Below are 23,245 nucleotides of genomic sequence, written 5' to 3' on the forward strand. Positions count from 1 at the left end.
TCGAAGGGTAATCAGGGGGTCAGCAACCGTGGCTCGATCCTGTGCTCCTTGACCCCGCCGGCGCCGTCGTGCTCGATCTTGTAGGCGTAGCCGCCCGGCTCGACGGTCACGGCCTGGATGAACTCGGTGCCCACGTAGTGCAGCCCGACGCCCTCGTCGGCGGCGTATCCGCCGGGCAGCTCGCCGTCGGCCACCGACCTCTGCAACAGCTCGCGGCGCTGGGGGTCGGAGTCGTAGTGGACGCCGCACGAGTAGGGGAGCAGGGCCATGCCCTCGGCCCAAACCTGCAGCTCCGGGCCGAAGGAGTCGGTGTTGCCCCCGACGTGCCAGCACAACGCGCCCGCGCTCTGCCCGGACAGCACCACGCCCGCCCGCCACGCCTCGTCGAACGCCTCGTCCAGGCCGTGCAGCCGCCACAACGCCATCAGGTTGGCGACGCTGCCGCCGCTGACGTAGATCATGTCCTGTTCGAGCATCCAGGCCCGGGGATCGGGCACGTTGGGCATCGGGAACACCGTCAGATGGCTCAGCTCGACGTCCCACCCGGCGAAGGCGCCGTACATCTTCAGCAGCCAGTCGCTCGAGTCGCCGAGCGCCGTGGCGACCAGGCCGAGCTTCGGGCGGTCCTGTCCGGTCAGGTCGAGGCCGTAGCGCAGCAGCGGGCTCGCCTCGATGAAGCTGTAGCGGTTGCTCGGGCGGAACGATCCACCGCCGATGGCGAGGATGTGCGACTGTCCTGACCGGATCATGTCAAGAATCTCCCGACGTGCTGAAAGTAGTGGAACGGCATCCTAGAGTACGGCGCTGAGTGCCTCGTCGAGACTGGTATGCGCGAAGCGGTAGTCAGAGGCGGACAACTTCGCCGGCAGGATCCGGTGGCCGGGGAGCAGCGCCTCGCGGGCGAACTCGCCGAGCCCCGCGGACAGCGCGAACGCCGGCACGGGGAGCGGCATCGTGCTTCTGTGCAGGGCTTTGCCGAGCGTTCTTGTGAACTCGGCGTTGGTGACGGGGGAGGGCGAGGTGAAATTCACCGGCCCGTCTACGTCCTGATTTTTCAGGACATGGAGTGCGGCCCCCACCCAGTCGTCCACGCTGATCCACGACCAGTACTGCTTGCCCGACCCGAGCGGCGCCCCCAGCCCCATCCTGAAGATCGGCAACATCCGGGCCAGCGCCCCGCCCCGGCGGCTCAGCACGAGCCCCGTACGCGCGAACGCGGTCCTGATCCCCGCCTCCCCGGCCCGCTCCGCCTCGCCCTCCCACACCGCGCACATGTCCGCCAGGAAACCCTCGCCCCGGCCCTGGCTCTCGTCGATCACCCGATCCCCTGTGTCGCCGTAGAAATCGACACCGGACGCCGACAGGAGCACCCTGGGCGGCGCCTCCAGCTCCCGCAGGGCGTCGACGAGCACCCGGGTGCCCTCCACCCGGCTGGCGACCAGTTCGCGTTTGTACGCCTCGCTCCACCGCCGGTCGCCGATCGACGCCCCGGCGAGATGGACCACGCCGTCGGCGCCCTCGAGCGCGGCCAGGTCGATCACCTGCTCCCGCGGTTGCCAGAAGGCCTCGCCGGCTCCGCGGGGCTCCCGGCGTACCAGCCTGACGACCTCACGGCCCTCGGCCCGCAGCCCCTCGACCAGCGCCGAGCCGAGCAGCCCCGACGCCCCCGTCACGATGATCGCCATCATCCCAATGTACGCCGCCGCCCTTCCGGCGGCGTGTCGTCACTCACACGTGTCGCCCCGGCGCGGGAGGCGGCGCGCTGTCGCGGGGCCGCTCCGTTCGCGACGTCGCGCCCCGCCAGGAAGCCGTGCGTGTTGCCGTCGTGGCCCTTCGCGTCCGAGGCCGGGGAGTCGTTCGAACCCCTGTGCCTGGGCGTCCGCTCGGAGGCAGGGTTACATGCGGACGCCGGGCGGCCCGTGCGGACCGCCCGGCGTCACGACATCCTGTGGCTACGCGAGCCCGAGCTGGGCCTCGAAGCGGCCCTCCTCGAGACGGCGCTTGACCGTCGTCAGGAAGCGCGCCGCGTCGGCGCCGTCCACCAGCCGGTGGTCGTAGGTCAGCGCGAGGTAGACCATCGACCGCACGGAGATGGCCTCGCCCTCAGGCGTGTCGATCACCACGGGCCGCTTCACGACGGCGCCGGTGCCGAGCATGCCCACCTGCGGCTGGTTGAGGATCGGCGTGTCGAACAGGGCGCCCCGGCTGCCGGTGTTGGTCAGCGTGAACGTGCCGCCGGTGATCTCGTCAGGGGTCACCTTGTTGGCACGCGTGCGCTCGGCCAGGTCGGCCGTCTTGCGGGCGAGCCCGGCGAGGTTGAGGTCGCCGGCGTTCTTGATGACCGCCGCGATCAGGCCGCGCTCGGTGTCGACCGCGATGCCCAGGTGCTCGACGTCGAAGTAGGTGACCTCCATGGTCTCGTTGTTGATCGTCGCGTTGAGCTTCGGGTGCTGCTTGAGCGCCTCGATGGCGGCCATCTCGAAGAACGGCATGAACGACAGCTTGACGCCCTCGCGGCGGAAGAAGTCGGCCTTCGCCCGCTCGCGCAGCCGCGCGATCCTGGTGACGTCGACCTCGACCACGGTGGTGAGCTGCGCCGCCGTCTGCAGCGACTCGACCAGCCGCTTGGACATCGTCTGGCGCAGGCGCGACATCTTCTCGGTGCGGCCGCGCAGCGTCGTGTCGACCTCCACCGGCTCGGGCGCCGCGGCGGCGGCCGGAGCCTGGGCCGCGGGGGCGGGAGCGGCGGTGGGCTGGGCGGCGGCGGGCGCCGGCGCGGCCTGGGCGGCCTGCTCGCGCTGCGTCTTGGCCGCTTCGAGCACGTCCTGCTTGCGGATGCGGCCGCCCACGCCGGTGCCGGTGATCGAGTCGAGGTCGACCCCGTGCTCGTTGGCGAGCTTGCGCACCAGCGGCGTCACGTAAGGGCTGTCGCCCGACGGGATCGGGGTGGGCTCGGCGGCCGGAGCCTGCTGCGCCGGGGCCGGCGCCTGCGGGGCGGGCTGCGGGGCCGGGGCGGGCGCGGGAGCCGGGGCGGGCTGGGCCGGAGCCGGCTGCGGGATCGAGGAGGCGGGAGGAGCCGGCGCGGGCTCGGGCTCAGGCTCGGGCTGCGCGGCCGGCTGCGGGGCCGGCTCGGCGGCCGGGGCCGCCTCGGGAGCCGACGCGGCGGCGCCCGCCTGGCCGTTCTCGTCGATGACGGCGAGCTCGGCCCCGACCTCGACCGTCTCGTCCTCGGCCACCACGATCTTGGTGAGGACGCCCGCGGACGGCGACGGGATCTCGGTGTCGACCTTGTCGGTCGACACTTCGAGGAGCGGCTCGTCGGCCTCGACGCGCTCGCCCTCCTTCTTCAGCCAACGGGTTACGGTGCCCTCGGTCACGCTCTCGCCGAGCTGGGGCATCTGTACGGAGACCGGCATCGTTATTCTTCTCTCGCGTTCTGATCTCGAGGGCTGGACTAGTTGTGTACGTGCAACGGCTTGCCGGCCAGGGCCAGCATCGCCTCACCGACTGCCTCGGACTGCGTCGGATGTGCGTGGACGAGCTGGGCGACCTCTGCGGGCAGCGCCTCCCAGTTGTAGATCAGCTGGCCCTCCGTGACGAGCTCGCCGATGCGCCTGCCCACCATGTGGACACCGACGACGGGGCCGTCCTTCTGGGCGATGACCTTCACGGCGCCCGAGGTGCCGAGGATCTGGCTCTTGGGGTTGCCCGCCAGGTCGTAGACCTGCTCGACGATCTCGATGCCGCGCTCGGCCGCCTGCGCCGAGGTAATCCCGACGGAGGCCACCTCCGGGTCGGAGTAGGTGATGCGCGGCACGCCCGCGTAGTCGATGGGCGGCGGGTTGAGGCCGGCGATGTGCTCGGCCACCATGATCCCCTCCGCGAAGCCGGCGTGGGCGAGCTGCAGCGTCGGGATGAGGTCGCCGATGGCGTAGACGCCCGGCACGGACGTCTGGCAGTGCTCGTCGACCACGACGGCGCCGCGCTCGATGGCGATGCCCTGCTCCTCGAAGCCCATGCCCGAGGAGACGGCGCCGCGGCCGACGGCGACGAGCAGGAGCTCGGCGTCGAGGGTCTTGCCGTTGGCGAGCGTGACGACCACACCGGTTTCGGTGGTCTTGGCGCCGTCGAAGAAGACGCCCAGCTCGTATTTGATGCCGCGGCGGCGGAAGGCCCGCTCCAGCAGCTTGGAGCTGGACTCCTCCTCCGTGGGGAGCAGGTGCGGCAGCGCCTCGACGATCGTGACCTCGGCTCCGAACGAGCGGTAGACGCTGGCCAGCTCGACGCCGATCACGCCACCGCCCAGCACGATCACCGAGCTGGGCACGTGGTCCATCGTGAGCGTGTGCTCGCTGGTGATGACGCGCTCGCCGTCGATCTCCAGGCCGGGCAGCGTCTTGGGGGCGGAGCCGGTGGCCAGGACGACGTTGCGGCCTTCGTAGACCTCGGAGCCCACCTGGACCCGGCCGGGGCCGGCGAGGCGGCCCTCGCCCTCGACGATCGTCACGCCGGCCCCCTTCAGCAGGCCCTGCACGCCCTTCCACGCCCGCGTGACAATCTTGTCCTTGAACGCGTGGACGCCCTGGACGTCGATGCCGTCGAAGCGCGCCTTGACGCCGAAGGACTTGCTCTCGCGGGTCTCGTCGGCGACCTCGGCGGAGTGCAGCAGGGCCTTCGTGGGGATGCATCCCCTGTGGAGGCAGGTGCCGCCGATCTTGTCCTTTTCGATCAGGACGACCGACTTGCCCAGCTCGGCCGCCCGGAGCGCGCAGGCGTAACCGCCGCTGCCGCCACCTAGGACGACGATGTCATAGGCCACAGGAAGGCTCCTTGTCGGGGTGTTGTGATGCCCTCATCTTTTCATTTGTTTCAGATGCTCGCGTGCCGCTCTGCCAGTCCGATGAGCGTGCGGGTGATCGCACCGGTGCCGCCCTTCGGGATGTAACCGTACGGCTCGCCCTTGTTGAACGCGGGCCCCGCCATGTCGATGTGGGCCCAGCGCACTCCTTCGGGCACGAACTCCTTCAGGAAGATGCCCGCCGTCAGCATGCTGCCCCACCGCTCCGGCTGCAGGTTGGCGAGGTCGGCGATCGGGGAGTCGAGACCCTTGCGCAGCTCCTCGGGCAGCGGCATGCCCCACGCGCCCTCGCCCGCGGCCCTGGCGGCCTCGAGGACGAGTTCCCTGACGGCGTCGTCGTTGGCCATGACTCCGGCGGTGCGCCAGCCCAGCGCCACGATCTGCGCGCCGGTGAGGGTGGCGACGTCGACGATCACGTCGGGGTCGTCCTCGGCGGCTCTGGCGATGCCGTCCATGAGCACCAGACGGCCCTCGGCGTCGGTGTCGAGCACCTCGACCGTCTTGCCGCTGTAGCTGTGGATGACGTCGGAGGGGCGCTGCGCGGTGCCGCTGGGCAGGTTTTCCGCCAGGCAGAGGTAGCCGATCGCGTTGACGGGCAGGCCGAGCCTGGCGATGCCGATCAGCGCGCCGAACACGGCGCCCGCGCCGCCCATGTCGGACTTCATCCAGTCCATCGAGGCCGACGGCTTGAGCGACAGGCCGCCGGAGTCGAACGTGATGCCCTTGCCCACGAACGCCAGCGTCTTGCTCGCCTCGGGGTGGGTGTAGGAGAGGCGGACCAGGCGCGGCGGGTTGGCCGAGCCCTGGCCGACGCCGATGAGGCCGCCGTAGCCGCCGTCCTTGAGCGCCTTCTCGTCGAGGATCTCGACGCTCAGCCCCGCCTCGCCGCCCGACTGCTCGGCGATCTCGGCGAACTTGGCCGGCCACAGGTCGGAGGGCGGCGTGTTGACCAGATCGCGCACCAGCGCGACGGACTCGGCCAGCACGCTCGCGCGCTCGGCCACGCCCTCGGGCTGGCCGGAGACCACGGTGAGCTCGGAGACGGGCGGCTTCTGCTCGCCGTCGGTGCGGTAGCGGGAGAACGTGTACGCCCCCAGCAGCGCGCCCAGCGCGACGGCCTCGGCCTCGTCGGGGCTGTCCGCGGGCAGGACGAGCGCGGCGCGCGCGGTGCCGGCCAGCGAGCGCACGGCGGCGCCAGCGGCCCGGCGCAGGCCGTCGGCGTCGGGGGAGTCGCCCAGGCCGACCGCGACCAGCAGCGGTGCGGCGGTGGCGCCGAACGTCGGCAGCTTGGCCAGCTCGCCCGCCTTGCCGGTGAAGGCGACGGCTGCGAGGGAGGCGGCGAGCTTGCCGCCGAAGGCCGTGTCGAGGGACTCGTCGCCCGTCACGGGCCGGGGGCCGTCGTGGCCTGACCTGAAGCCGACGATCAGGGCGTCGGTGTCGAAGGAGACGGGATCTGCTGAGTTCAGCCGCACAGTGGTCACGTAAACCGATGCTATCCACGGTTTCTCGGTACTCACAAACAGGGGTTCATCCTACCAATGACGCTGCGCCCTTTCATGTGACATGGTGCTAGCGTCATTGGCATCATGTTGCTGACGCTCGATCTGAATGACGCCAGGCCCCTGCATGAGCAGGTGGCCGGCGCCATCCGGCGCGCCATCGGCGAGGGCTCCTATCGCCCGGGCGACCGGCTGCCACCGGCCCGCGACCTGGCCCAGGCGCTCGGCATCAACCCCAACACCGTGCTGCGCGCGCTGCGCGACCTGCGGGACGAGGGCCTGCTGGAGTTCAGGAGAGGCAGGGGGGTCAGCGTCGCGGGCCGCGCGGACGGGCGCGCCCTGCTGGTGCAGCGGGCACGTGAGCTGCTGGAGGAGGCCAGGAAGCACGGCTACGGCCGTGACGACCTCATCGCCATCTTGGAGGAACTGCCATGAACCCCCGAGTCATCGCCGCGGCCTGGGGCCTGCCGGTCACCGCCGCGTTCGTCCTGGTCCCCCTGGCGGTGCGCGACCGGCTGCCCGACCCGATGGCCACGCACTGGGGGAACGGGGGCAGGGTGGACGGCTCGATGTCGTTCCCCGGGTTCGTCGCCGTGGGGCTGCTGCTCTGGGGGGTGCCCTGGCTGGCTCTGCTGGCCGGCAGCGGTTGGGCGCACGCGCGCAGGGACGGCCGGATGTTCTGGTGGGGCACGCTGGGCTTCGTGAGCGTGTTCGCGCCCGGTGCGAGCCTCAGCATTCTTGTCGCGAACCTCGACGTACCCGTCTGGACGGCGGCGCACCTGACGGCCTGGCACGTCATCGCCACCCTCGCGGGATCCGCCGCCGTGGCCGTCGCCGCCGGCTACCTCGGCAGGGGTGAGCCCGACCAGGCGTCCTCCGCCGGCGCGCGCCCGCCGCGGCTGCGGCTCAGGGAGGGCGAGCGCACGGTCTGGGTCAGCCGTGTCACCAACCCCTGGCCGGCCGCGGTCGCCGCGGCCGCGGGCGGAGGCGTGGGCGTGCTGGTCGTGCTGCGTTTCCTCGGGTCCGGGGCGGGCGCCGTCCTGGGCGTCACGCTGCCCGCGCTCGTCATCGTGCTCGTCCTGGGGCTGCTGTCCGCTTCGGTCGCCGTCAGGGTGGGCGGCGACGGGGTGGCGATCGGGTTCGGGCCGTTCGGCTGGCCGGTACGCAGGATCCGGCTGGGGGAGATCGACGTGGCGCTGTCGGAGACCCGCCATCCGGGCCAGGTCGGCGGCTGGGGCTTCCGCGGGCTCCCCGGCAGCACCACCATCATGGTGCGCGGCGGGGAGTGCCTGATCATCAGGTACCGTTCCGGCGGTCGGCTCGCGATCAGCATCGACGACGCCTCACGCGGCGCATCCCTCATCAACGCCCTCATCGCGGAGCGAGTGGAGCAATGAACAGACCTCTCCCCATCTTCCTCGTCCTCGCCTTCGGGCTGTCCTGGGCGGTCGCGCTGCCCCTGTGGCTCGGCGGCGGCCTCGGCTCGCCGCTGCTGCCCCTGCTGGCCTCGGCCATGATGTTCACGCCCACCGCGGCGGTGCTCGGCGTGTGGGCCGTCACGCGCACGCCCGCCAGAGAGTGGGCCCGTCAGACCGGGCTCACGCTCGGCGAGCACAGGAAGCGCACCTGGCTGCTCGTGCTGGCGGCCTGGCTCGGGGTGCCCCTGCTGGCGCTCCTCGCGATGGGGCTCAGCGCCGCCGTCGGCCTGGTCGCGCTCGACCTCGACCGGCTCAGCCTGCTCAGGGCGGCCCTGCAGGCCCGCGGCATGGAGATCCCCGGAGAGCTCGGCACGGTCGCGGCGCTGCAGATCGTGGTGGCGATCGTCGCCGGCCCCCTGCTCAACGCGATCCCCGCCCTGGGGGAGGAGTGGGGCTGGCGCGGCTGGCTGCTGCCCCGCCTCACCTCCACGAACGGCATGCTCGCCGGACTGCTGCTCTCCGGCGCGATCTGGGGCGTCTGGCACGCCCCGCTCACCCTGCTCGGCTACAACTACCCCAGCCTGAGCTCGTGGGCGGCGCTGTTCTTCATCGGCTTCTGCGTGCTGGCCGGGGTGCTGATCGGATGGCTGCGGCTGCGCACGGGCAGCGTGTGGCCAGCGGTCGTGGCCCACGGCTCGCTCAACGCGGTCATGCCGCCCATCCTGCTGCTCGGCGACGCCGCCGCGCCCCCCAACGAACTCCTGGTCGGGCTGACCGGCCTGGTCGGCTGGGTCGTGCTGGCACTGGCCGGCGCGGCGCTGCTCCGCTTCTTTCCGGTACGCCAGGAGCCGGCGGGCCGTACACCGCCCGTCGCCGCCGAGCCGCGGACCTCGGCGAGCAGGGCACACCACGACTCAGCCGAGTAGCGCGCACACCACCAGCGTCGTGGCCGTGGCGGTCTCCACGAGCGCGCCGAGCACGTCGCCGGTGATCCCGCCGAGTCGCCGTCCGGCGTGCCGGAGCAGCAGCAGGGCGGCGCCGAGCCCGGCGAGCAGGCCGGCCGGCAGTACGCCCGCGCCCGCCCAGCCCGCGCCGAGCAGCGCGGCCACGGTGACGAGCCACGGCGCGAGCGGGCGCACCGTGCCCGCGACCATCGCGCCGAGCCCGCCGGGCCGGGCGGCGGGCACGCCCGCCCTGCACGCCCACACCAGCGCCAGCCGTCCCGTCGCGCAGGCGGTCACGAAGGCGGCGTAGCCGGCGTCGGCCGCCGCGACCACCTGGATGAGCAGCGTGAACACCAGCGCCATCACCCCGAACGGCCCGATGTCCGACTTTTTCATGATGTCAAGCGCCTGAGCGGACGGCCTGCCGCTGCCCAGCCCGTCGGCGAGATCGGCGAGCCCGTCCAGATGCAGCCCCCGGGTCAGTACGGCGAGCGACCCCGCCGACAGCGCCGCGCCGAGCAGCGGTGGCCCGTGCAGCAGCGAGACCAGCGGCAACGGCAGCCCGGCGACGAGCCCGAGCACCAGCCCGACGGCCGGCGCCAGCACCATCGCCCGCCCCGCGACCTCCTGGTCCACCCGCTCCACGCGCACGGGGAAGACGGTCAGCGTGCCGGTCGAGAACCGCCAGCCGTCCGCGAACCGCCGAACCCTGACAAACCCGCTCACCGGACCGCCGCCCTCTCCTCGTGCCTGGGAGAGACCGTAGCGCCGGTACGCGTTCGTATTTCACATCGGTAACGGACGATCCCGGTGCCCACTAGTCTGTCGGGATGCACGTGCTCGAACTCGAAGGCGTAGGCGTCCGCGTTGTCGGCAAGGCGCTGCTCGACGGCATCGACTGGCAGGTCGGCTACGGCGACCACTGGGCCGTCCTCGGCCCCAACGGCGCGGGCAAGACGACGCTCCTCTCGCTGGCCGGCGCCGTACGTCATCCCAGCGAGGGGACGGTCAAGGTGCTCGGCCACCCGCTCGGCCGGGTCGACGTGCGAGAGCTGCGCCGTCACATCGGCCTGGTCGCCTCCAGCCAGCGGCTGATCGACGAGGAGCTGATGGAGCAGGAGGGCGCGACCGCGCACACCGTGGTGCTCACCGGTCACACGGGGACGAGCGTCCCGCTGTGGGACAAGTACGGCGACAATGAGCGTGACCGGGCCCACCGGCTGCTCGCGGACCTGGGCTGCAAGGAGCTGGCGGAGCGGCCGTTCCGCGTGTGCTCGCAGGGGGAACGGGCGAGGATCCGGGTGGCCAGGGCCCTCATGGCCGACCCGGCGGTGCTGCTGCTCGACGAGCCGTTCGCGGGGCTCGACCTGCCCGCCAGGGAAGACCTCATCGCCGCCGTCGAGGACCTCGCCACGACCAGGCCCGTGCTCACCAGCGTGATGGTGACGCACCACCTGGAGGAGGTGCCCGCGACGACCACCCACGCGATGTTGATGCGCGACGCCAGAGTGCTCGCCGCCGGCCCGGTGGACGACGTGCTCACCCCCGCCAACCTCTCCGACTGCTTCGGCCGCTCCCTGCACGTGGACCGCGTGGACGGCCGCTGGTACGCCAGGGCCGCACACCCCTGACACCGCCTTCCCTCCTGGCACCGGCTCTGACACGGCCCATCCCGTCCCCGGGTGTTCGCGTTCGCGCCTGTGCCACCGTCAGAGCTCCAGCGGCCGCCCGGCCACCACCAGGGCCACATGCTCGGATTCGGCGGCCAGGCGCTCGTTCAACCGCCCCAGCACGTCCCTGAAGGCCCGCCCGGCGGCCGTGGCGGGCACCACGCCCATCCCCACCTCGTCGGACACCGCCACGATCCGCTCCGGGGCCTGCCGCCACGCCGCCACGAGGTCGTCGCAGCGCGCGGCCACGGGCGCGCGGTCGCCCTCCCAGGCCCCGTGCTCGTCGAAAACCGCCGCCACCCAGGTTCCCAGCCCGTCGATCAGCAGCGGTGTGGTGGCGCGCCTGATGGCCGTGGCCAGGTCGGTGGTCTCGGCGGTGGCCCAGTGAGCCGGTCGCCGCGCCCGGTGCGCCCGCACCCGTTCCGCCCACTCGCCGTCCTCTCCGCCCGCGGGGCCGGTGGCGACATAGGTGACGTACGGCTCCGCCGCCAGCCGCAGCTCCGCCTCCGCCGACTTGCCCGAGCGCGACCCGCCCAGCAACAACGTCCGGCGCGGCGGGCCTGCCCGACCGGTCGCCCGCACGGGTGAGGGGCCGTTCGCCTGCCCGTTCGCGGGGTCGTTCGCTCGCGTGGCCGCGGAGGCGCTCCGCCGAGGGCCCGCAGGGTCGCTGCGCGGGCGGTCGGGAGGACGGCACGCCAGTTCGGTGCCGTCCGCGACGGCGATCGCTCCCCACAGCCGCAGGCGCCTGGCCAGTTCCTCCTCCGACCGAACCCGGTGATCGAGCCCGACGGCCACCACCAGGGTCGCCTCGTCGGCCAGCCCCGCGCGCCGCAGCTCGCCGAGCCGCTCCGGCCGGTCCAGCAGGTCGATCAGCACGACGTCGTAGCGCGCCGGCCCGCCCGCCGGGGGCGTTCGTCCTGCCGGCAGGTGAAGGAGCGCGGAGCCGTCGGGGCCTGCCAGCCCCAGACCGCCCGCAAGGGGCAGGTAGCCGTCGGGCGGGCCGGTGAAGGGGTAGCGGGCCACGCCGTCCACGACCAGCTCGAACGGTCGGCGATGACCGGCAGGCAAGCCGGCGCACGAGGCGCACCCGCAGCCGGGCTCGGGCCAGCCTGCGCCGCCCGCTGTGCCGTTGATGAGGAGCTTCACCGCGCAGAGCGTACAAACCCGCGTCCGCTCCCGCTCGCCCGGGTGCACGACCTCAGGGTCAGCCGCCGGCCTTCACCGTGGTGCGGCGGCGGGTGGCCACCAGGGCGCCGCCCGCGAGCAGGGCCAGCACGCCCGCCCCACCCGCGATCAACGTGGCCGGCGCCCCGCCCTCGGAGGCGGCGGGGACGGCGGCGTCGAGCGCCGCGCCGCCCTTCTCCCCGCCCGGATAGTCGTCGACCGCGACGACGTCACCGCCCGCGTTCACCCGGACCCTGCCTACGGAGGCGAGGAGCCGGGCGGCGGTGGCGGACTCGGCGCCCGCGACGCACGTGGCCGACGGCTCGGCGGGCGGCCGTTCGCCGGGGTAGGCGTCGGAGCCGGCCTCGCCGAAGTCCACCGCCACGACCACGCGCTTGTGCCCGGACGCGGCGGTGTCCTTGCCGCACACGGCCTGGAACGAGGGCAGCTCCCCGGCGGGAGGTTCGCCCGCCGTCCCGTCCGGGGCGGCCGAGAAGCGCCAGCCGATGACGGAGCCGTCCGGCGGTGAGTCGCCGGGCGCGGCCGCCAGCCAGGCGGTGCCGTCGCTCTGCCAGACGCTCCACCCGCGCGCGGCGCCGGGATCGGCCGCGCCAGGGACGGGGTCTCCGGGGGAGACGGGCGGTGCGGCGATGGCAGAGCAGGGGAGGGAGACTGAGGCGGCCGCCCCGAGGGCGACTCCGGCCGCAACACGAAACGCGCGCAGCATCGATGGACCTCCAAGCTCGGGAGTAGGGTTCCAGTGCCTGCGGAGGGTGCGCCGGCGAACCCGCGGAAAAGGAGCGTATGGCATGACATGGCGTTGGCGTTATGAAAAGGCAAATGGTGGTGAGGTAACGGATCGTCCTTTGCCGCGAGAGGTTTTTCCGAGTCAGGCGGACGCGGAGTCGTGGCTCGGCGAGAACTGGCGTGACCTGCTCGAATCCGGAGTGGAGCAGGTGGCCCTGCTCGAGGAGGATCGCGTCGAGTACGCGGGAATGTCATTGCGTCCGGAGTGAATGACGGAAACACGAAAACCCCTTGAGCGCATTCGTGGCTCAAGGGGTTTTTGCTGTTTCTGCGGTTATGGGCGGGTGCGGGGGCTCTCGGTCTTGGAGGGGTCGCGCTGCACGATCGGGCCGAGCACGTCGTCGATCCGCCGCAGCACGTCGGCATCCAGCTTGACGCCCGACGCCCGTACGTTGTCACGCACCTGCTCGGGGCGGCTGGCGCCGATGATGGCGCTGGAGACGTTCGGGTTCTGCAGGACCCACGCGATGGCCAACTGCGCCATGCTGAGCCCCAGGTCCGCGGCGATCGGCCTGAGCTCCTGCACGCGGGTCAGCACGTCGTCTCTCATCCACCGGGCGATCATGTTGCTGCCACCGCTGCTGTCGGTCGCGCGCGAGCCCTCTGGAGGCTGCTGTCCCGGCAGGTATTTCCCGGTGAGCACGCCCTGGGCGATCGGCGACCAGACGATCTGGCCGACGCCCTCCTTCTCGCTCAGCGGCACGACCTCGGACTCGATGATCCGCCACAACATGGAGTATTGAGGCTGGTTCGACACGATCCGGTCGAAGCCCATCTCGTCGGCGATCTTGAGGGCCTGGGCGATCTGCTCGGCCGTCCACTCGCTGACGCCGACGTAGAGGACCTTGCCCTGGCGTACGAGGTCGTCGAAGGTCTTGAGCGTCTCCTCGAGCGGGGTCTCGTAGTCGAAGCGGTGGGCCTGGTAGAGGTCGACGTAGTCGGTCTGCAGGCGCCGCAGCGAAGCGTGGATCGACTCGGTGAGGTGCTTGCGCGACAGCCCGCGGTCGTTCCTGCCGGGCCCGGTCGGCCAGTAGACCTTGGTGAAGATCTCCAGCGACTCCCTGCGTACGCCCTTCAGCGCCCGGCCGAGCACTTCCTCGGCCTTCGTTGCCGCGTACACGTCGGCCGTGTCGAACGTCGTGATGCCCTCGTCGAGCGCCGCCTGAACGCACTGCTTGGCGGCGTCCTCCTCGACCTGGGAGCCGTGGGTGAGCCAGTTGCCGTAGCTGATCTCGCTGACCATGAGACCGCTGCGACCGAGGTGTCGGAATTCCATGCGTCCGACCTTAATCCCGGCACGTGGGGTGATCCGTTTCGGGATAGGGTGCGCGACGTGCTGAAGCTCGTACGGCTGGCGCTGACGGCCGCCGTCGTGACCGCCATTGTGGTCCGGCTGCGCCGCCGCGCCCGCATGCCGCAGACCCCGCCCCCGCCCCCGCCGCCGCGGCGGCCCGCGGGCAAGGCCGGGATGGGCCCGGCGTGGGCCGGCATCGCGCTGATCGTGGCGGTCACCCTGGTGGCCGCGCTGGTCCCCACGGAGGCGCAGGAGGCGTCCTCGGCCCGGGCACGGACCCACCAGGCGGAGCAGGACGCCCTCACCGCCGCGCTGCCGGTGTCGGAGAACGACGCTCAGCCCCCGGCGCCGCTCCCCACCGGCCCCGCCGTCACACCGCTCCCCACGCCGGCCCCGACCGGCCCGCCGGTGCCGGTCGCCGACCCCGGCTGTGCGCCCGAGCCGCGCCCGGTGCGGGTGCGGCCGATCGATCCGAAGGTCAGGCGGGCCGTGGACCGCCAGTGGCGGCGGATCGAGCGGTGGCTGAAGGCGAACGCGCCCCGCACGTACAAGACGCTCGGAGCGCCCGGCAGGGCCCGCACGATCGCGATCGCCGAAGCCCAGATGGGCGTCGACTTCCCCGACGACCTGCGCGCCTCGCTCCTGCGCCACAACGGCTCGCGAGGAGCGAGGGCGTTCGGTTTCGGGTTCTCCTACGACGGCGCCGCCAACCTCAGCATCCGCCGGATCAGGGACGCCTGGCGGTCGGAGTGCTCCTGGAACCGCACCGACCTGGGCCCCGGTCCGGCGAACCAAGCCTGGAACGGGCACATGATCCCGTTCGTGCTCTTCGAGGAGCGCAACGGCGAGGACGGGGTGTACGCCGTGGTCGACTCCGCGGAGGGCACCGTCGGGTGGAACGACACGATCTCCGGCATGACGCCCCGGCTGCCGTCCTACTACGCGCTGATGCGGGCCGTCGCCGACGCCCTGGAGCAGGGCACGGCGGTCGAGGGCTGGCAGCCGGCGGTCAGGGGAGGCGTGCTGCGCTGGAACAACGTTGAGTACGGCAATCCATAATTTTCCCGATTTGTCGGAGTCTTCCGGAAAATCGGGAAAATATGGTTATCGCTTGGGCTGCACCGGCTTGCCGCCCGGCAGAACCTGCGGCGGGGGGAAGCGCAGCTTGCGGATCTGCAGGGCCCGCATGGCCGCGTAGAAGCCCACGCCCCTGAGGCTCTCGTCCGGCATCTTCTCCGCCACCTGCCGCTTCACCTTCCAGGCGACATAGACGGAGGTGAACAGCACGCCGATCATCATGATCGGCCAGCCGACCGCGATGACGAGGTTGAGCACCTGCGCACGGATCTCCATCGGCCAGGGAACCCACGTCGCCAGCAGGATCAGTAGCGAGAACGGCAGAAAATACTGGCTCGGCAGGCGGCGGGAGTCGACCCAGTCGCGCGCGAACTTGCGCGCGGGGCCCTTGTCCCTGGCGGGGAAATAGCGCTCGTCGCCGGCGAGCATGCCCCTGCGGGCTTTATCGCGCTCGGCGGCCTGCTTGGCCCGCATCTGCCGATAGGCCTCTTTGCGGTCTTTCGGCGCGGAGACCGGCTGGCGCCGTTTGCCTTCGGCATCCCGGCGCTTGGGTGTGGGACGACCTTTGCCCTTGGGCTTAGGATCGTCAGTGGGGGCGGGGGTATCGTCCACGGAGGTTTGGGAACGGCGTCGCAACACGACGTCAACCCTACCTGGACTGCAACTTAGTGACGCCCTCGCGCGTTATGCGTAGGGTAATCCCAAGGCGGCTGCGCTGCATTGGGAACACCAGCACGACCTAGAAGGGGACGGCCGACGCGCATGAGCGTGATGAAGAGACTTTCGATGATCTTCAAGTCGAAGGCCAACAAGGCTTTGGACAAGATGGAGGATCCGCGCGAGACCCTCGACTACTCCTATCAGCGGCAGCTGGAGCTGCTGCAGAAGGTGCGCAGGGGCGTGGCCGACGTCGCCACGTCACGCAAGAGGGTGGAGCTGCAGATCACCGGCCTGGAGAAGCAGGCCCAGCGTTACGAGGAGCAGGGCCGCAAGGCGCTGTCCGTGGGGCGTGAAGACCTCGCCCGTGAGGCGCTGCAGCGCAGGTCCAATCTGCAGGCGCAGATGGCCGACCTGAAGGTGCAGCACGACAACCTGCAGGCCGAGGAGGAGAAGCTGACCACGGCTTCCCAGCGGCTGCAGTCCAAGGTCGACTCCTTCCGCACGAAGAAGGAGACGATCAAGGCCACCTACACCGCCGCCGAGGCGCAGACGCGCATCAACGAGGCGTTCTCCGGCATCTCCGAGGAGATGGGCGACGTCGGCCTGGCGATCCAGCGCGCCGAGGACAAGACGGCGTCGATGCAGGCCCGCGCGGGCGCCATCGACGAGCTGCTGGCCAGCGGCGCGCTCGACGACTACAGCGGCACCAAGGGCGACGACATCCAGGCCGAGCTCGACCGCATGGGCGGCGGCATGGACGTCGAGCTCGAGCTGGCCAGGATGAAGTCCGAGCTGGGCCAGGGCCCGGCGCCGCAGGGCGCCATCGAGCAGGGCCAGCCTCAGCAGCAGCCCCAGCAGGCCCCGCAGCAGGCACAGCAGCAGCCCGGCCAGACCCAGCAGCTGCGTCAGCCAGGGGAGGGCGCATGATTGTCAGGATCATGGGCGAGGGTCAGGTGGAGATCTCCGCCGACGACATCTCGGTCCTCAACGAGCTCGACACCGAGCTGGAGGCGGCCATCGACGCGGGCGACGAGAAGTCGTTCCGCGTCAAGCTGCACGCACTGCTCGACAAGGTGCGCCACGTGGGCAAGGCGCTCCCCGACGACAGCCTTGAGCCGTCAGAGCTGATCCTTCCCCCCGCGGACGCCTCGATCGAGGAGGTCCGGGAGATGCTGGGCGACCAAGGCCTCATCCCGGGCTGAGCCCGTGCGTACGCGGTTCGCGTCCGACCGCGGCCTGACCAGCCGCATGGTCGTGACGATGTTCCTGCTCGGGCTGCTCTACGTGGTGTTCGTCGGCGTCCTGATCGCCTTGGGCGTGCGGGCGCTGACCGTGCTGGTGCTGGCAGGGGGTCTGCTGCTGGTGCAGTATTTCCTGTCCGACCGCATCGCGCTGTTCGCGATGGGAGGGCGGGAGGTCTCGCCCCAGGAGGCCCCCGAGTTGCACGGCCTGATCGACCGGCTGTGCGCGCTGGCCGACATGCCCAAACCGCGGGTGGCGATCGCGGAGTCCGACGTCCCCAACGCGTTCGCCACCGGCCGCAACCAGAAGAACGCCGTCGTCTGCGTGACGACGGGCATCCTGCGGCGCCTCGAGCCGCAGGAGCTCGAGGGCGTGCTCGCCCACGAGCTCTCCCACGTCGCCCACCGTGACGTGGCCGTCATGACGATCGCCTCGTTCCTCGGCATCGTGGCGGGCCTCATGACGAGGGTCGCCCTCTACACCGGGCTCGGCGGCCGCCGCAACGGCGGCCAGGGCGGCGTGCCGATCGGGCTGATCATCGTTCTGGTCTCCGTCCTCGTGTACGCCATCAGCTTCCTGCTCACCCGCGCTCTGTCGCGCTACCGGGAGCTGGCCGCCGACCGCGCGGGCGCGCTGCTCACCCAGAGGCCGTCGGCCCTGGCCAGCGCGCTGGTCAAGATCACCGGCGACATGGCCAGGATCCCCACGCGCGACCTGCGCGAGGCCGAGCCGTTCAACGCCTTCTACTTCGCCCCGGCGCTGGCCCCCGGTGAGACGCTCGCGAACCTGTTCTCCACGCACCCGCGGCTCGAGCGGCGGCTGGAGCAGCTGACGGACATCTCCAAGCAGCTCGGAAGGGGCTGAACCCGCATGGGCTGGCTCGATGCGCTGCTCGGCCGGTCGAAGCCGGTCAAGCCCAACCTCGACGCGCTGTTCGCGCTGCCGTCCGCGGCCGTGACGCTGCAGGCCGCGACCGGGCTCACGCCCACGGGCCTCGGCTCGGTGGCGTTCAGGGCCGCTGAGGGAGGCGCGTTCGCCACGCTCGAACGCGACGTCAAGGCGCTGCTCGGCGAGCGCGTCGAGGAGTCCGACGACGGCTACGGCTACACCTGGCTGCTGGTGCGCCGCGCGCCCGACGCGCTCAGTGACCTGGTCACCGAGCTGCACGCGGTCAACTCGTCGCTGGAGTCGGCCGGGTTCGGGCCCTCGCTGCTGTGCTCGCTGGTGTCGTTCGCCGCCCCGGACGGCGGGCGCCGGCTGGCGGTCGTCTACCTGTACAAGCGGGGCACGTTCTACCCGTTCGCGCCGCTGTCCGGGCAGCGGCGTGACAACGCGCTCGAACTGCAGGCCAGAGGCGCGCTGGAGGGTGAGCTGCCGCTGGAGAAGGACCTCAGCCGGTGGTTCCCCGTCTGGGGTGCGCCCGGCCTTTGACCAGGGGGCGTTTCTGGCGATAATTACCCACAGTGGTCTAATGTTCACGTGGAGCGAAGACTGGTCGTGCTTGCGGCATCCGCGCTCATCGTGGCGGCGGTGCTGGGCAGCGCGTGGATCACCGGCCAGTTCACCACGCCGGCGGTCGACAGGGCCCACGGGTACGTCAGCGAGCTGGCCGCCCGCGACCAGCCGTGGACGCGCCTGTTCCGGGTCAGCGACGGGCTGGCCGGACTGGCATGCGTGTCCGGCGTGCTGCTCCTGCCGAGGACGGCGCGCGAGTGGCGGGGCTGGCTGGCGGTGGCCGCGTTCGGGCTGTTCACCTTCGCCTCGGGCGTCTTCCCCCTCGACTGCGCGGCGCTGAGCGACCCGGTCTGCGGGCTGCGGGAGCCGTCCTGGTCGCACCGGGCGCACACGCTGGCGGCGGCGCTCTCCACGGTCTGCGGGCTGGCGGCGATGGTGCTGCTCGGCGCGCGGTGGCGGTCGTGGGTGTCGTGGCTGTTCACCTGGCTCAGCGTGGCCGCCACGCTGCTCACGGTGGGCGCGCTCGCGGCGGGGCAGGGGGTGGGGATCGCGCACCGGGCCCAGCTGACGATGTTCGCGATCTGGCTCGTGTACGCGGCCCTGCACCTGCTCGTGTCGGACGACCACGAGACGCCGGTCCCCAACCTGGTCCCCGCGCCCATCCCGCGGGCACACGAAGCACGACCCGCGCCACCCGCGCCGGCCACCGCCCCCGGCGTCGCGCCGGGCGCCGCCCCGGGCGCGGCAGGGGAGGCCGCGGGGGGCGTGCCGCCGGACGCGGACCTTGGCGAGGTGCTGTCCGCGGGCACCGGCATGGCGCTGAACGCGGGCCCCGGCGTCGCCCTCGGCGCGGTGGCGGGCGTGCCGCCGGGGACGAGCGCGCCGGGAAGGGCGCCGGGCATGAGGCCGGACTTCGGAGCGGTGGACGGGTACGGGCCGCCCCACGTGGTCGAGCAGGGGACCGGGCCCGCGGTGCTCATCACGGCGGGCGCCGCGGGCGCCTGGTTCCACTGGGACGCGGTGGCCGCGCAGCTCGGAAGGCGTCACCGCGTCATCCGCTTCGACCGCCCGGGGCTCGGCCTCAGTCCCCGCACGCCGGCCCCGCCCACCCTGTACGCCGAGGTCGCCAGGCTGGCCGCGCTGGCCCCCGCCCACCCCGAGCAGGTGACGGTCGTCGCCCACGGCGTGGCCTGCTGGCACGCGGAGGCGTTCGCCAGGCTGCACCCGCTCTGCGTGGCGGGGCTCGTCCTTGTGGCCCCGGCCTGCGCCAGGGAGCGGCGGCCGCTCGCGCTGGCCAGGTCCGCGGGCCGGTGGCTGCCCGCCCTGGGCGGCACCTGGGGGGCGACCGCGCTGGCCCGCCTGATCGGCCCTCCGGCGCACCGGCTGTTCGCGGGCTGCTCCGACCCGGCGGGCGTCTACAGCATGGGCAAGGTGCCGGCCGCCGTCGTGGGGGAGTGGCTGGCCCGCCGCGACATGGCGGCCGACCTGCACCGGCTCAGGGAGGAGAAGCCGGTCCCCGGCGTGGCGGTCACCGTGATCAGCGCGGGCGAGCGGCACGCCTGCCAGGAGCGGCTCGCGCGAGACCTGGCGGCCGAGCTCGTACGCCTGCCGGCCATCGGCCGCCAGGTGCCGCTCGAAGCCCCGGAGGCGATCGTGGACGCCGTCTCAGGCCTACGCCGAGGTGGTCACGTTGACGGGTGACCGGCGCGGTCGCCATCCCGTTCGCCGGCAAGCGGCTCATCGGCTGGCGGGGCGACGGACCAGGGGATCCGGGTGCGAGGCCGTGGTGATCGGCCTGTCCGGCCAGGTCAGCCGGGTGCCGGCGACGGCGCGGGAGAAGGGGGAGATCGACCGCATCTGCTTGCGGTTCAGCGGGAACGCCTCGTAAGCCGCCAGGGGATCTGATACGCAGTGAGGGACACGACCGCCGGGCCGGGAAGGACACCGCGTGACTCCTCCGCTCCCTGAGGGAAGCGGCTTCTCGCTAAGCCGCTTGCGCAGCCTGGCGAAGGGCAAGCCCTGCCCTGAGGATGTTGATCGCCGCGTTGACGTCGGCGTGCGCGGCATGCCCGCACGCCGTGCAGGCGAAGTCGGCTTGGGTGAGGCGGTTCTCCTTCGCGCTGTGCCCGCAGCGGGCGCAGGTGCGGGAGGTGCCGGCGGGGTTCACCGCGATCAGCTTGCGACCGGCGCTTTCAGCCTTGTGCGCGAGGATCGTCAGGAACACCCCCCAGCCCGCGTCCAGGATGCTCCGGTTCAACCCGGACTTGGCGGCGACGTTGCGGCCGGGGGCTTCGATCGTGCCGGACGCCGAGCGGGTCATGTTCGCGATCCGCAGGTCCTCGTGCACGATCACGTCATAGGCGGCCACCAGGGCGAGCGCGGCCTTGTGCGCGCCGTCCAGACGTTGCCTGCGCACCTTGGCGTGCAGCGCGGCCACGCGGGCCACCGCCTTGCGCCGCCGCTTGGAGCCCCGCTTCTTCCGGGCCAGGGCCCGCTGTGCGGCGGCCAGCCGGCCGGCGGACGCGGCCAGGCGACGGGGGCTGCTCAGATGTTGTCCGTCGCTGGTAGTGACGAGGGACGCCACGCCCATGTCGATCCCCGCGACCGCGCCGGAAGCGGGCAGCGGTCCGGCGGGCACGTCGTCGCACGACAGCACCACGAACCACCGGCTGCCTTCCCGCTTCACCGCGATCGTCTTCACCCGGCCCCTGACCGCGCGGTGCCGGTGGACGCGGACATGCCCGACACCCTGAAGGCGCACGTAGGTGACGGTAGGGTGCTCGGGCTGGGAGTCCCACCGGCAGCCGTCGCCGTCCTTCGGCCACTCGACCGTGTTGAACCGGCCACGCCCCTTGAACCGCGGGAACCCCGGCGCGCGACCCTCGCGGACCCGCTTGAAGAACGCGGCGAACGCCTTGTCGAGCCGTCGCAGCGTGGCCTGCTGGGAGGAGAACGACCAGCGGGCCTGCCCGTCCGGGTCGTCGGCGCGGATGTGTTTCAGCTCGGCCGACTGCTCGCCGTACCGGACGCTCACCCCTGCCTTTGCGTAGGCGGTGCGGCGGTGCTCCAGAGCGGCGTTGTAGAGCGTGCGGTGGTCTTCCAGGCACGCCGCGAGCGCCGCCGCCTGCCGGGTGGTGGGGCGCAGCAGGAATCGGAACGACCTGCGCACACCCCACCTCCCGTCACGTTCGGTAATGACACCACCACGATATCGGCTGGCGCCGACAAAACCAGGAAGGACATCCGTGAAGCGCAGACCTGACAGGTCAGGACACACTCGGGCCCTGACGGCCCTCCCGCTCCCGATGCACCCGTCGCCTCAAGGCGACAGTCCCCTCGGGAGACTCTGATGGACATCACCGTCGTCGGCGAGGGCGCCGTCCTGGCCGTGCCCGACATCCTGCGGCTGCACGCGGGCGTCGAGGTGCGCAGGGCGTCGGCCGCCGACGCCTACACCGCCGTCAGGGCCGCCGCCGCCCGGCTGGCCGAGGCGCTCCGCGGGGCGGGGATCGCCTCTGAGGACGTCCGCACGGCCGAGCTCTCCCTCGGGCCCGAGTACGAGTCCTATCCGAAGGTGGCCGCCTACCGCGGGGCGCGGGGCGTGGAGGTCGTCGTCCGCGACCTGGCCGGGGCCGACGGCGTCATCGACACCGTGGCGGGGGTGGGCGAGGAGGCCCGGCTCAACGGCGTGGTGTTCGAGGTGTCGGACCCGGCCGGCGCGCTGCGGGAGGCCCGGGCCCTGGCGTTCCGCGACGCCGCCGCCAAGGCGGCCCAGTACGCCGAGCTGTCCGGCCGCCCGCTGGGCCGCGTCGTGTCGGTGAGCGAGGAGGTCGTGAGCGGCCCGCAGCCGCTCACGATGGCCGCCGCGGAGAGCGGCGCCTCGATCAGTCCCGGCCGCCAGACCCTCTCGGTGAGGGTCCGGGTCGGCTACGACTTCGCGTAGGCCCGAGGCCCGGTCCTGGGCCTCGGGCGGCGCGTCACGGGAGGGCCAGCATGCGGTCGAGGGCGACCCTGGCCCAGTGGGCGGTGTCGTCGTCCACCGTGATCTGGTTGACGACCGCACCGTCCTGGGCGAGCACCAGCGACTCCAGCGCCCACACCAGGTGGGGCAGGTCGATCCGGTTCATCGTCGAGCAGTAGCAGACCGTGCGGTCCAGGAACGAGACGTTCTTGTCGGGGAACGTCTGGGCCAGGCGCTTGACCAGGTTGAGCTCGGTGCCGATCGCCCAGCTGGAGCCCGCCGGCGCCGCTTCGAGCGTCCTGATGATGTGCTCGGTCGAGCCCACGTGGTCGGCCTTGAGCACCACCTCGTGGCGGCACTCGGGGTGCACGAGCACGTTGACGCCCGGGATGCGCGCGCGTACGTCGTCCACCGACTCGGCGGTGAAGCGGCCGTGCACCGAGCAGTGGCCCCGCCACAGGATCATCCGCGCGCGCTCAAGCTGCTCCCGCGTCAGCCCGCCGCCCGGGCGGTGCGGGTTCCACACCACGCAGTCGTCCAGCGACATGCCCATCTCCAGGACGGCCGTGTTGCGGCCGAGGTGCTGGTCGGGCAGGAACAGCACCTTGCCGCCCTGCTCGAACGCCCAGTCGAGGGCGCGGCGGGCGTTGGAGGAGGTGCAGACCGCGCCCCCATTCCTGCCGCAGAAGGCCTTGATGTCGGCGCTCGAGTTCATGTAGGTGACCGGGATCACCTGGCCGGCCAGCCCGGCGTCCTCCAAGGCGTCCCAGCACTCCTCGACCTGGTCGAACGTGGCCATGTCGGCCATCGAGCAGCCGGCCGCGAGGTCCGGCAGGATCACCTTCTGGGCGTCGCCGGTCAGGATGTCGGCGGACTCGGCCATGAAGTGCACGCCGCAGAAGACGATGTACTCCGCCTCGGGCCGGGCCGCCGCCTGCTGGGCCAGCTTGAAGGAGTCGCCCGTCACGTCGGCGAACTGGATGACCTCGTCGCGCTGGTAGTGGTGACCGAGCACGAAGAGGCGGTCGCCGAGGGCCTCCTTCGCCTTGCGGGCGCGTTCCACGAGGCCGGGGTCGGAGGCGGGCGGCAGATCGCCGGGACACTCGACCCCCCTCTCACTGTGCGGATCGGCGCCACTGCCGAGGACGAAAAGCGGCAGTCCAGTCTGGGTGGCCATGGCCGTACCCCCTTATCGT

At 72.1% G+C, this 23,245-nt stretch carries 24 protein-coding genes; 12 read left to right on the forward strand and 12 right to left on the reverse strand.

The annotated features are described in order from the left end of the window. Positions 1 to 11: 11 nt before the first annotated feature. From ABGA98_RS24930 to ABGA98_RS24950, 5 genes are all read right to left on the reverse strand, one after another. Positions 12 to 749 carry a peptidase E gene (locus ABGA98_RS24930; RefSeq protein ID WP_347620809.1) on the reverse strand — a complete coding sequence of 246 codons (738 nt, stop codon included), beginning with the start codon at positions 747 to 749 and terminating at the stop codon, positions 12 to 14. Positions 750 to 791: 42 nt separating this feature from the next. Beyond that, positions 792 to 1,685, reverse strand: a complete 894-nt coding sequence (locus ABGA98_RS24935) for a TIGR01777 family oxidoreductase (RefSeq protein WP_347620810.1) — start codon at positions 1,683 to 1,685, stop codon at positions 792 to 794. Positions 1,686 to 1,952: 267 nt separating this feature from the next. Further along, complete coding sequence (gene sucB, locus ABGA98_RS24940) at positions 1,953 to 3,416, reverse strand: 2-oxoglutarate dehydrogenase, E2 component, dihydrolipoamide succinyltransferase (protein ID WP_347620811.1); 1,464 nt, start codon at positions 3,414 to 3,416, stop codon at positions 1,953 to 1,955. A 38-nt stretch (positions 3,417 to 3,454) separates the two neighbouring features. Continuing rightward, positions 3,455 to 4,819, reverse strand: a complete 1,365-nt coding sequence (gene lpdA / locus ABGA98_RS24945) for a dihydrolipoyl dehydrogenase (RefSeq protein ID WP_347620812.1) — start codon at positions 4,817 to 4,819, stop codon at positions 3,455 to 3,457. A 50-nt stretch (positions 4,820 to 4,869) separates the two neighbouring features. Next, entirely contained in the window at positions 4,870 to 6,339 is a 1,470-nt protein-coding gene (locus ABGA98_RS24950; RefSeq protein ID WP_347620813.1) for a leucyl aminopeptidase, read from the reverse strand. Between the two features lie 105 nt (positions 6,340 to 6,444). Here ABGA98_RS24950 and ABGA98_RS24955 point away from each other — a divergent pair, with 105 nt between their 5' ends. From ABGA98_RS24955 to ABGA98_RS24965, 3 genes are read left to right on the forward strand one after another with little or no spacing between them, the layout of a single operon-like run. Beyond that, entirely contained in the window at positions 6,445 to 6,792 is a 348-nt protein-coding gene (locus tag ABGA98_RS24955; RefSeq protein ID WP_347620814.1) for a GntR family transcriptional regulator, read from the forward strand. Continuing rightward, positions 6,789 to 7,754, forward strand: coding sequence for a DUF1648 domain-containing protein (locus ABGA98_RS24960; protein ID WP_347620815.1), 966 nt, complete (start codon positions 6,789 to 6,791; stop codon positions 7,752 to 7,754). Before ABGA98_RS24955 ends, ABGA98_RS24960 begins: the two co-directional genes overlap by 4 nt. Beyond that, positions 7,751 to 8,701, forward strand: a complete 951-nt coding sequence (locus tag ABGA98_RS24965; RefSeq protein WP_347620816.1) for a CPBP family intramembrane glutamic endopeptidase — start codon at positions 7,751 to 7,753, stop codon at positions 8,699 to 8,701. Before ABGA98_RS24960 ends, ABGA98_RS24965 begins: the two co-directional genes overlap by 4 nt. Here ABGA98_RS24965 and ABGA98_RS24970 read toward each other — a convergent pair. Further along, positions 8,690 to 9,445 (reverse strand): adenosylcobinamide-GDP ribazoletransferase, encoded by a 756-nt coding sequence (locus tag ABGA98_RS24970; protein WP_347620817.1) that lies wholly within the window; start codon positions 9,443 to 9,445, stop codon positions 8,690 to 8,692. The genes ABGA98_RS24965 and ABGA98_RS24970 overlap by 12 nt on opposite strands. Before the next feature lie 104 nt (positions 9,446 to 9,549). Between ABGA98_RS24970 and ABGA98_RS24975 the strand changes: the two genes are divergently transcribed. Then, positions 9,550 to 10,350, forward strand: a complete 801-nt coding sequence (locus tag ABGA98_RS24975) for an ATP-binding cassette domain-containing protein (protein ID WP_347620818.1) — start codon at positions 9,550 to 9,552, stop codon at positions 10,348 to 10,350. A gap of 78 nt (positions 10,351 to 10,428) precedes the next feature. Here the strand turns inward: ABGA98_RS24975 and ABGA98_RS24980 are convergent, their stop codons facing one another. Continuing rightward, a complete protein-coding gene (locus ABGA98_RS24980) occupies positions 10,429 to 11,535 on the reverse strand; it encodes a bifunctional adenosylcobinamide kinase/adenosylcobinamide-phosphate guanylyltransferase (RefSeq protein WP_347620819.1) in 1,107 nt (368 codons plus the stop codon). A gap of 58 nt (positions 11,536 to 11,593) precedes the next feature. Continuing rightward, complete coding sequence (locus ABGA98_RS24985; RefSeq protein WP_347620820.1) at positions 11,594 to 12,280, reverse strand: SCO2322 family protein; 687 nt, start codon at positions 12,278 to 12,280, stop codon at positions 11,594 to 11,596. An 82-nt stretch (positions 12,281 to 12,362) separates the two neighbouring features. Here ABGA98_RS24985 and ABGA98_RS24990 point away from each other — a divergent pair, with 82 nt between their 5' ends. After that, a complete protein-coding gene (locus ABGA98_RS24990) occupies positions 12,363 to 12,569 on the forward strand; it encodes a hypothetical protein (RefSeq protein ID WP_347620821.1) in 207 nt (68 codons plus the stop codon). A gap of 65 nt (positions 12,570 to 12,634) precedes the next feature. Here the strand turns inward: ABGA98_RS24990 and ABGA98_RS24995 are convergent, their stop codons facing one another. Then, entirely contained in the window at positions 12,635 to 13,636 is a 1,002-nt protein-coding gene (locus tag ABGA98_RS24995) for an aldo/keto reductase family protein (RefSeq protein WP_347620822.1), read from the reverse strand. Between the two features lie 57 nt (positions 13,637 to 13,693). Here ABGA98_RS24995 and ABGA98_RS25000 point away from each other — a divergent pair, with 57 nt between their 5' ends. Next, positions 13,694 to 14,713 (forward strand): SMI1/KNR4 family protein, encoded by a 1,020-nt coding sequence (locus tag ABGA98_RS25000; protein ID WP_347620823.1) that lies wholly within the window; start codon positions 13,694 to 13,696, stop codon positions 14,711 to 14,713. Positions 14,714 to 14,758: 45 nt separating this feature from the next. On the opposite strand, the gene ABGA98_RS25005 is transcribed toward ABGA98_RS25000, so the two are convergent. Continuing rightward, positions 14,759 to 15,343 (reverse strand): DUF3043 domain-containing protein, encoded by a 585-nt coding sequence (locus tag ABGA98_RS25005; protein WP_347620824.1) that lies wholly within the window; start codon positions 15,341 to 15,343, stop codon positions 14,759 to 14,761. A gap of 150 nt (positions 15,344 to 15,493) precedes the next feature. Here ABGA98_RS25005 and ABGA98_RS25010 point away from each other — a divergent pair, with 150 nt between their 5' ends. Genes ABGA98_RS25010 through ABGA98_RS25030 form a run of 5 tightly spaced genes read left to right on the forward strand, consistent with a single transcriptional unit; the run spans position 15,494 to position 19,789 of the window. After that, complete coding sequence (locus ABGA98_RS25010) at positions 15,494 to 16,318, forward strand: PspA/IM30 family protein (protein WP_347620825.1); 825 nt, start codon at positions 15,494 to 15,496, stop codon at positions 16,316 to 16,318. After that, on the forward strand, positions 16,315 to 16,593 hold the full coding sequence (locus ABGA98_RS25015; RefSeq protein ID WP_132519798.1) for a hypothetical protein: 279 nt from the start codon (positions 16,315 to 16,317) through the stop codon (positions 16,591 to 16,593). The genes ABGA98_RS25010 and ABGA98_RS25015 overlap by 4 nt, the downstream gene beginning before the upstream one ends. A gap of 4 nt (positions 16,594 to 16,597) precedes the next feature. Beyond that, a complete protein-coding gene (htpX, locus tag ABGA98_RS25020) occupies positions 16,598 to 17,497 on the forward strand; it encodes a zinc metalloprotease HtpX (RefSeq protein ID WP_347620826.1) in 900 nt (299 codons plus the stop codon). A 6-nt stretch (positions 17,498 to 17,503) separates the two neighbouring features. Further along, a complete protein-coding gene (locus ABGA98_RS25025) occupies positions 17,504 to 18,064 on the forward strand; it encodes a hypothetical protein (protein WP_347620827.1) in 561 nt (186 codons plus the stop codon). A gap of 48 nt (positions 18,065 to 18,112) precedes the next feature. After that, positions 18,113 to 19,789 (forward strand): alpha/beta fold hydrolase, encoded by a 1,677-nt coding sequence (locus ABGA98_RS25030; RefSeq protein WP_347620828.1) that lies wholly within the window; start codon positions 18,113 to 18,115, stop codon positions 19,787 to 19,789. A 283-nt stretch (positions 19,790 to 20,072) separates the two neighbouring features. Here ABGA98_RS25030 and ABGA98_RS25035 read toward each other — a convergent pair whose 3' ends face one another. Next, complete coding sequence (locus ABGA98_RS25035) at positions 20,073 to 21,257, reverse strand: transposase (protein WP_347620829.1); 1,185 nt, start codon at positions 21,255 to 21,257, stop codon at positions 20,073 to 20,075. Positions 21,258 to 21,437: 180 nt separating this feature from the next. Here ABGA98_RS25035 and ABGA98_RS25040 point away from each other — a divergent pair, with 180 nt between their 5' ends. Continuing rightward, positions 21,438 to 22,031: an SIMPL domain-containing protein gene (locus ABGA98_RS25040; RefSeq protein WP_347620830.1), complete on the forward strand. Its 594-nt coding sequence runs from the start codon at positions 21,438 to 21,440 to the stop codon at positions 22,029 to 22,031. A 34-nt stretch (positions 22,032 to 22,065) separates the two neighbouring features. Here ABGA98_RS25040 and nadA read toward each other — a convergent pair whose 3' ends face one another. Then, positions 22,066 to 23,226, reverse strand: a complete 1,161-nt coding sequence (gene nadA / locus ABGA98_RS25045; RefSeq protein WP_347620831.1) for a quinolinate synthase NadA — start codon at positions 23,224 to 23,226, stop codon at positions 22,066 to 22,068. Positions 23,227 to 23,245: the final 19 nt, after the last annotated feature.

The organism is Nonomuraea sp. B1E8, from assembly GCF_039871515.1.
Classification (GTDB): domain Bacteria; phylum Actinomycetota; class Actinomycetes; order Streptosporangiales; family Streptosporangiaceae; genus Nonomuraea.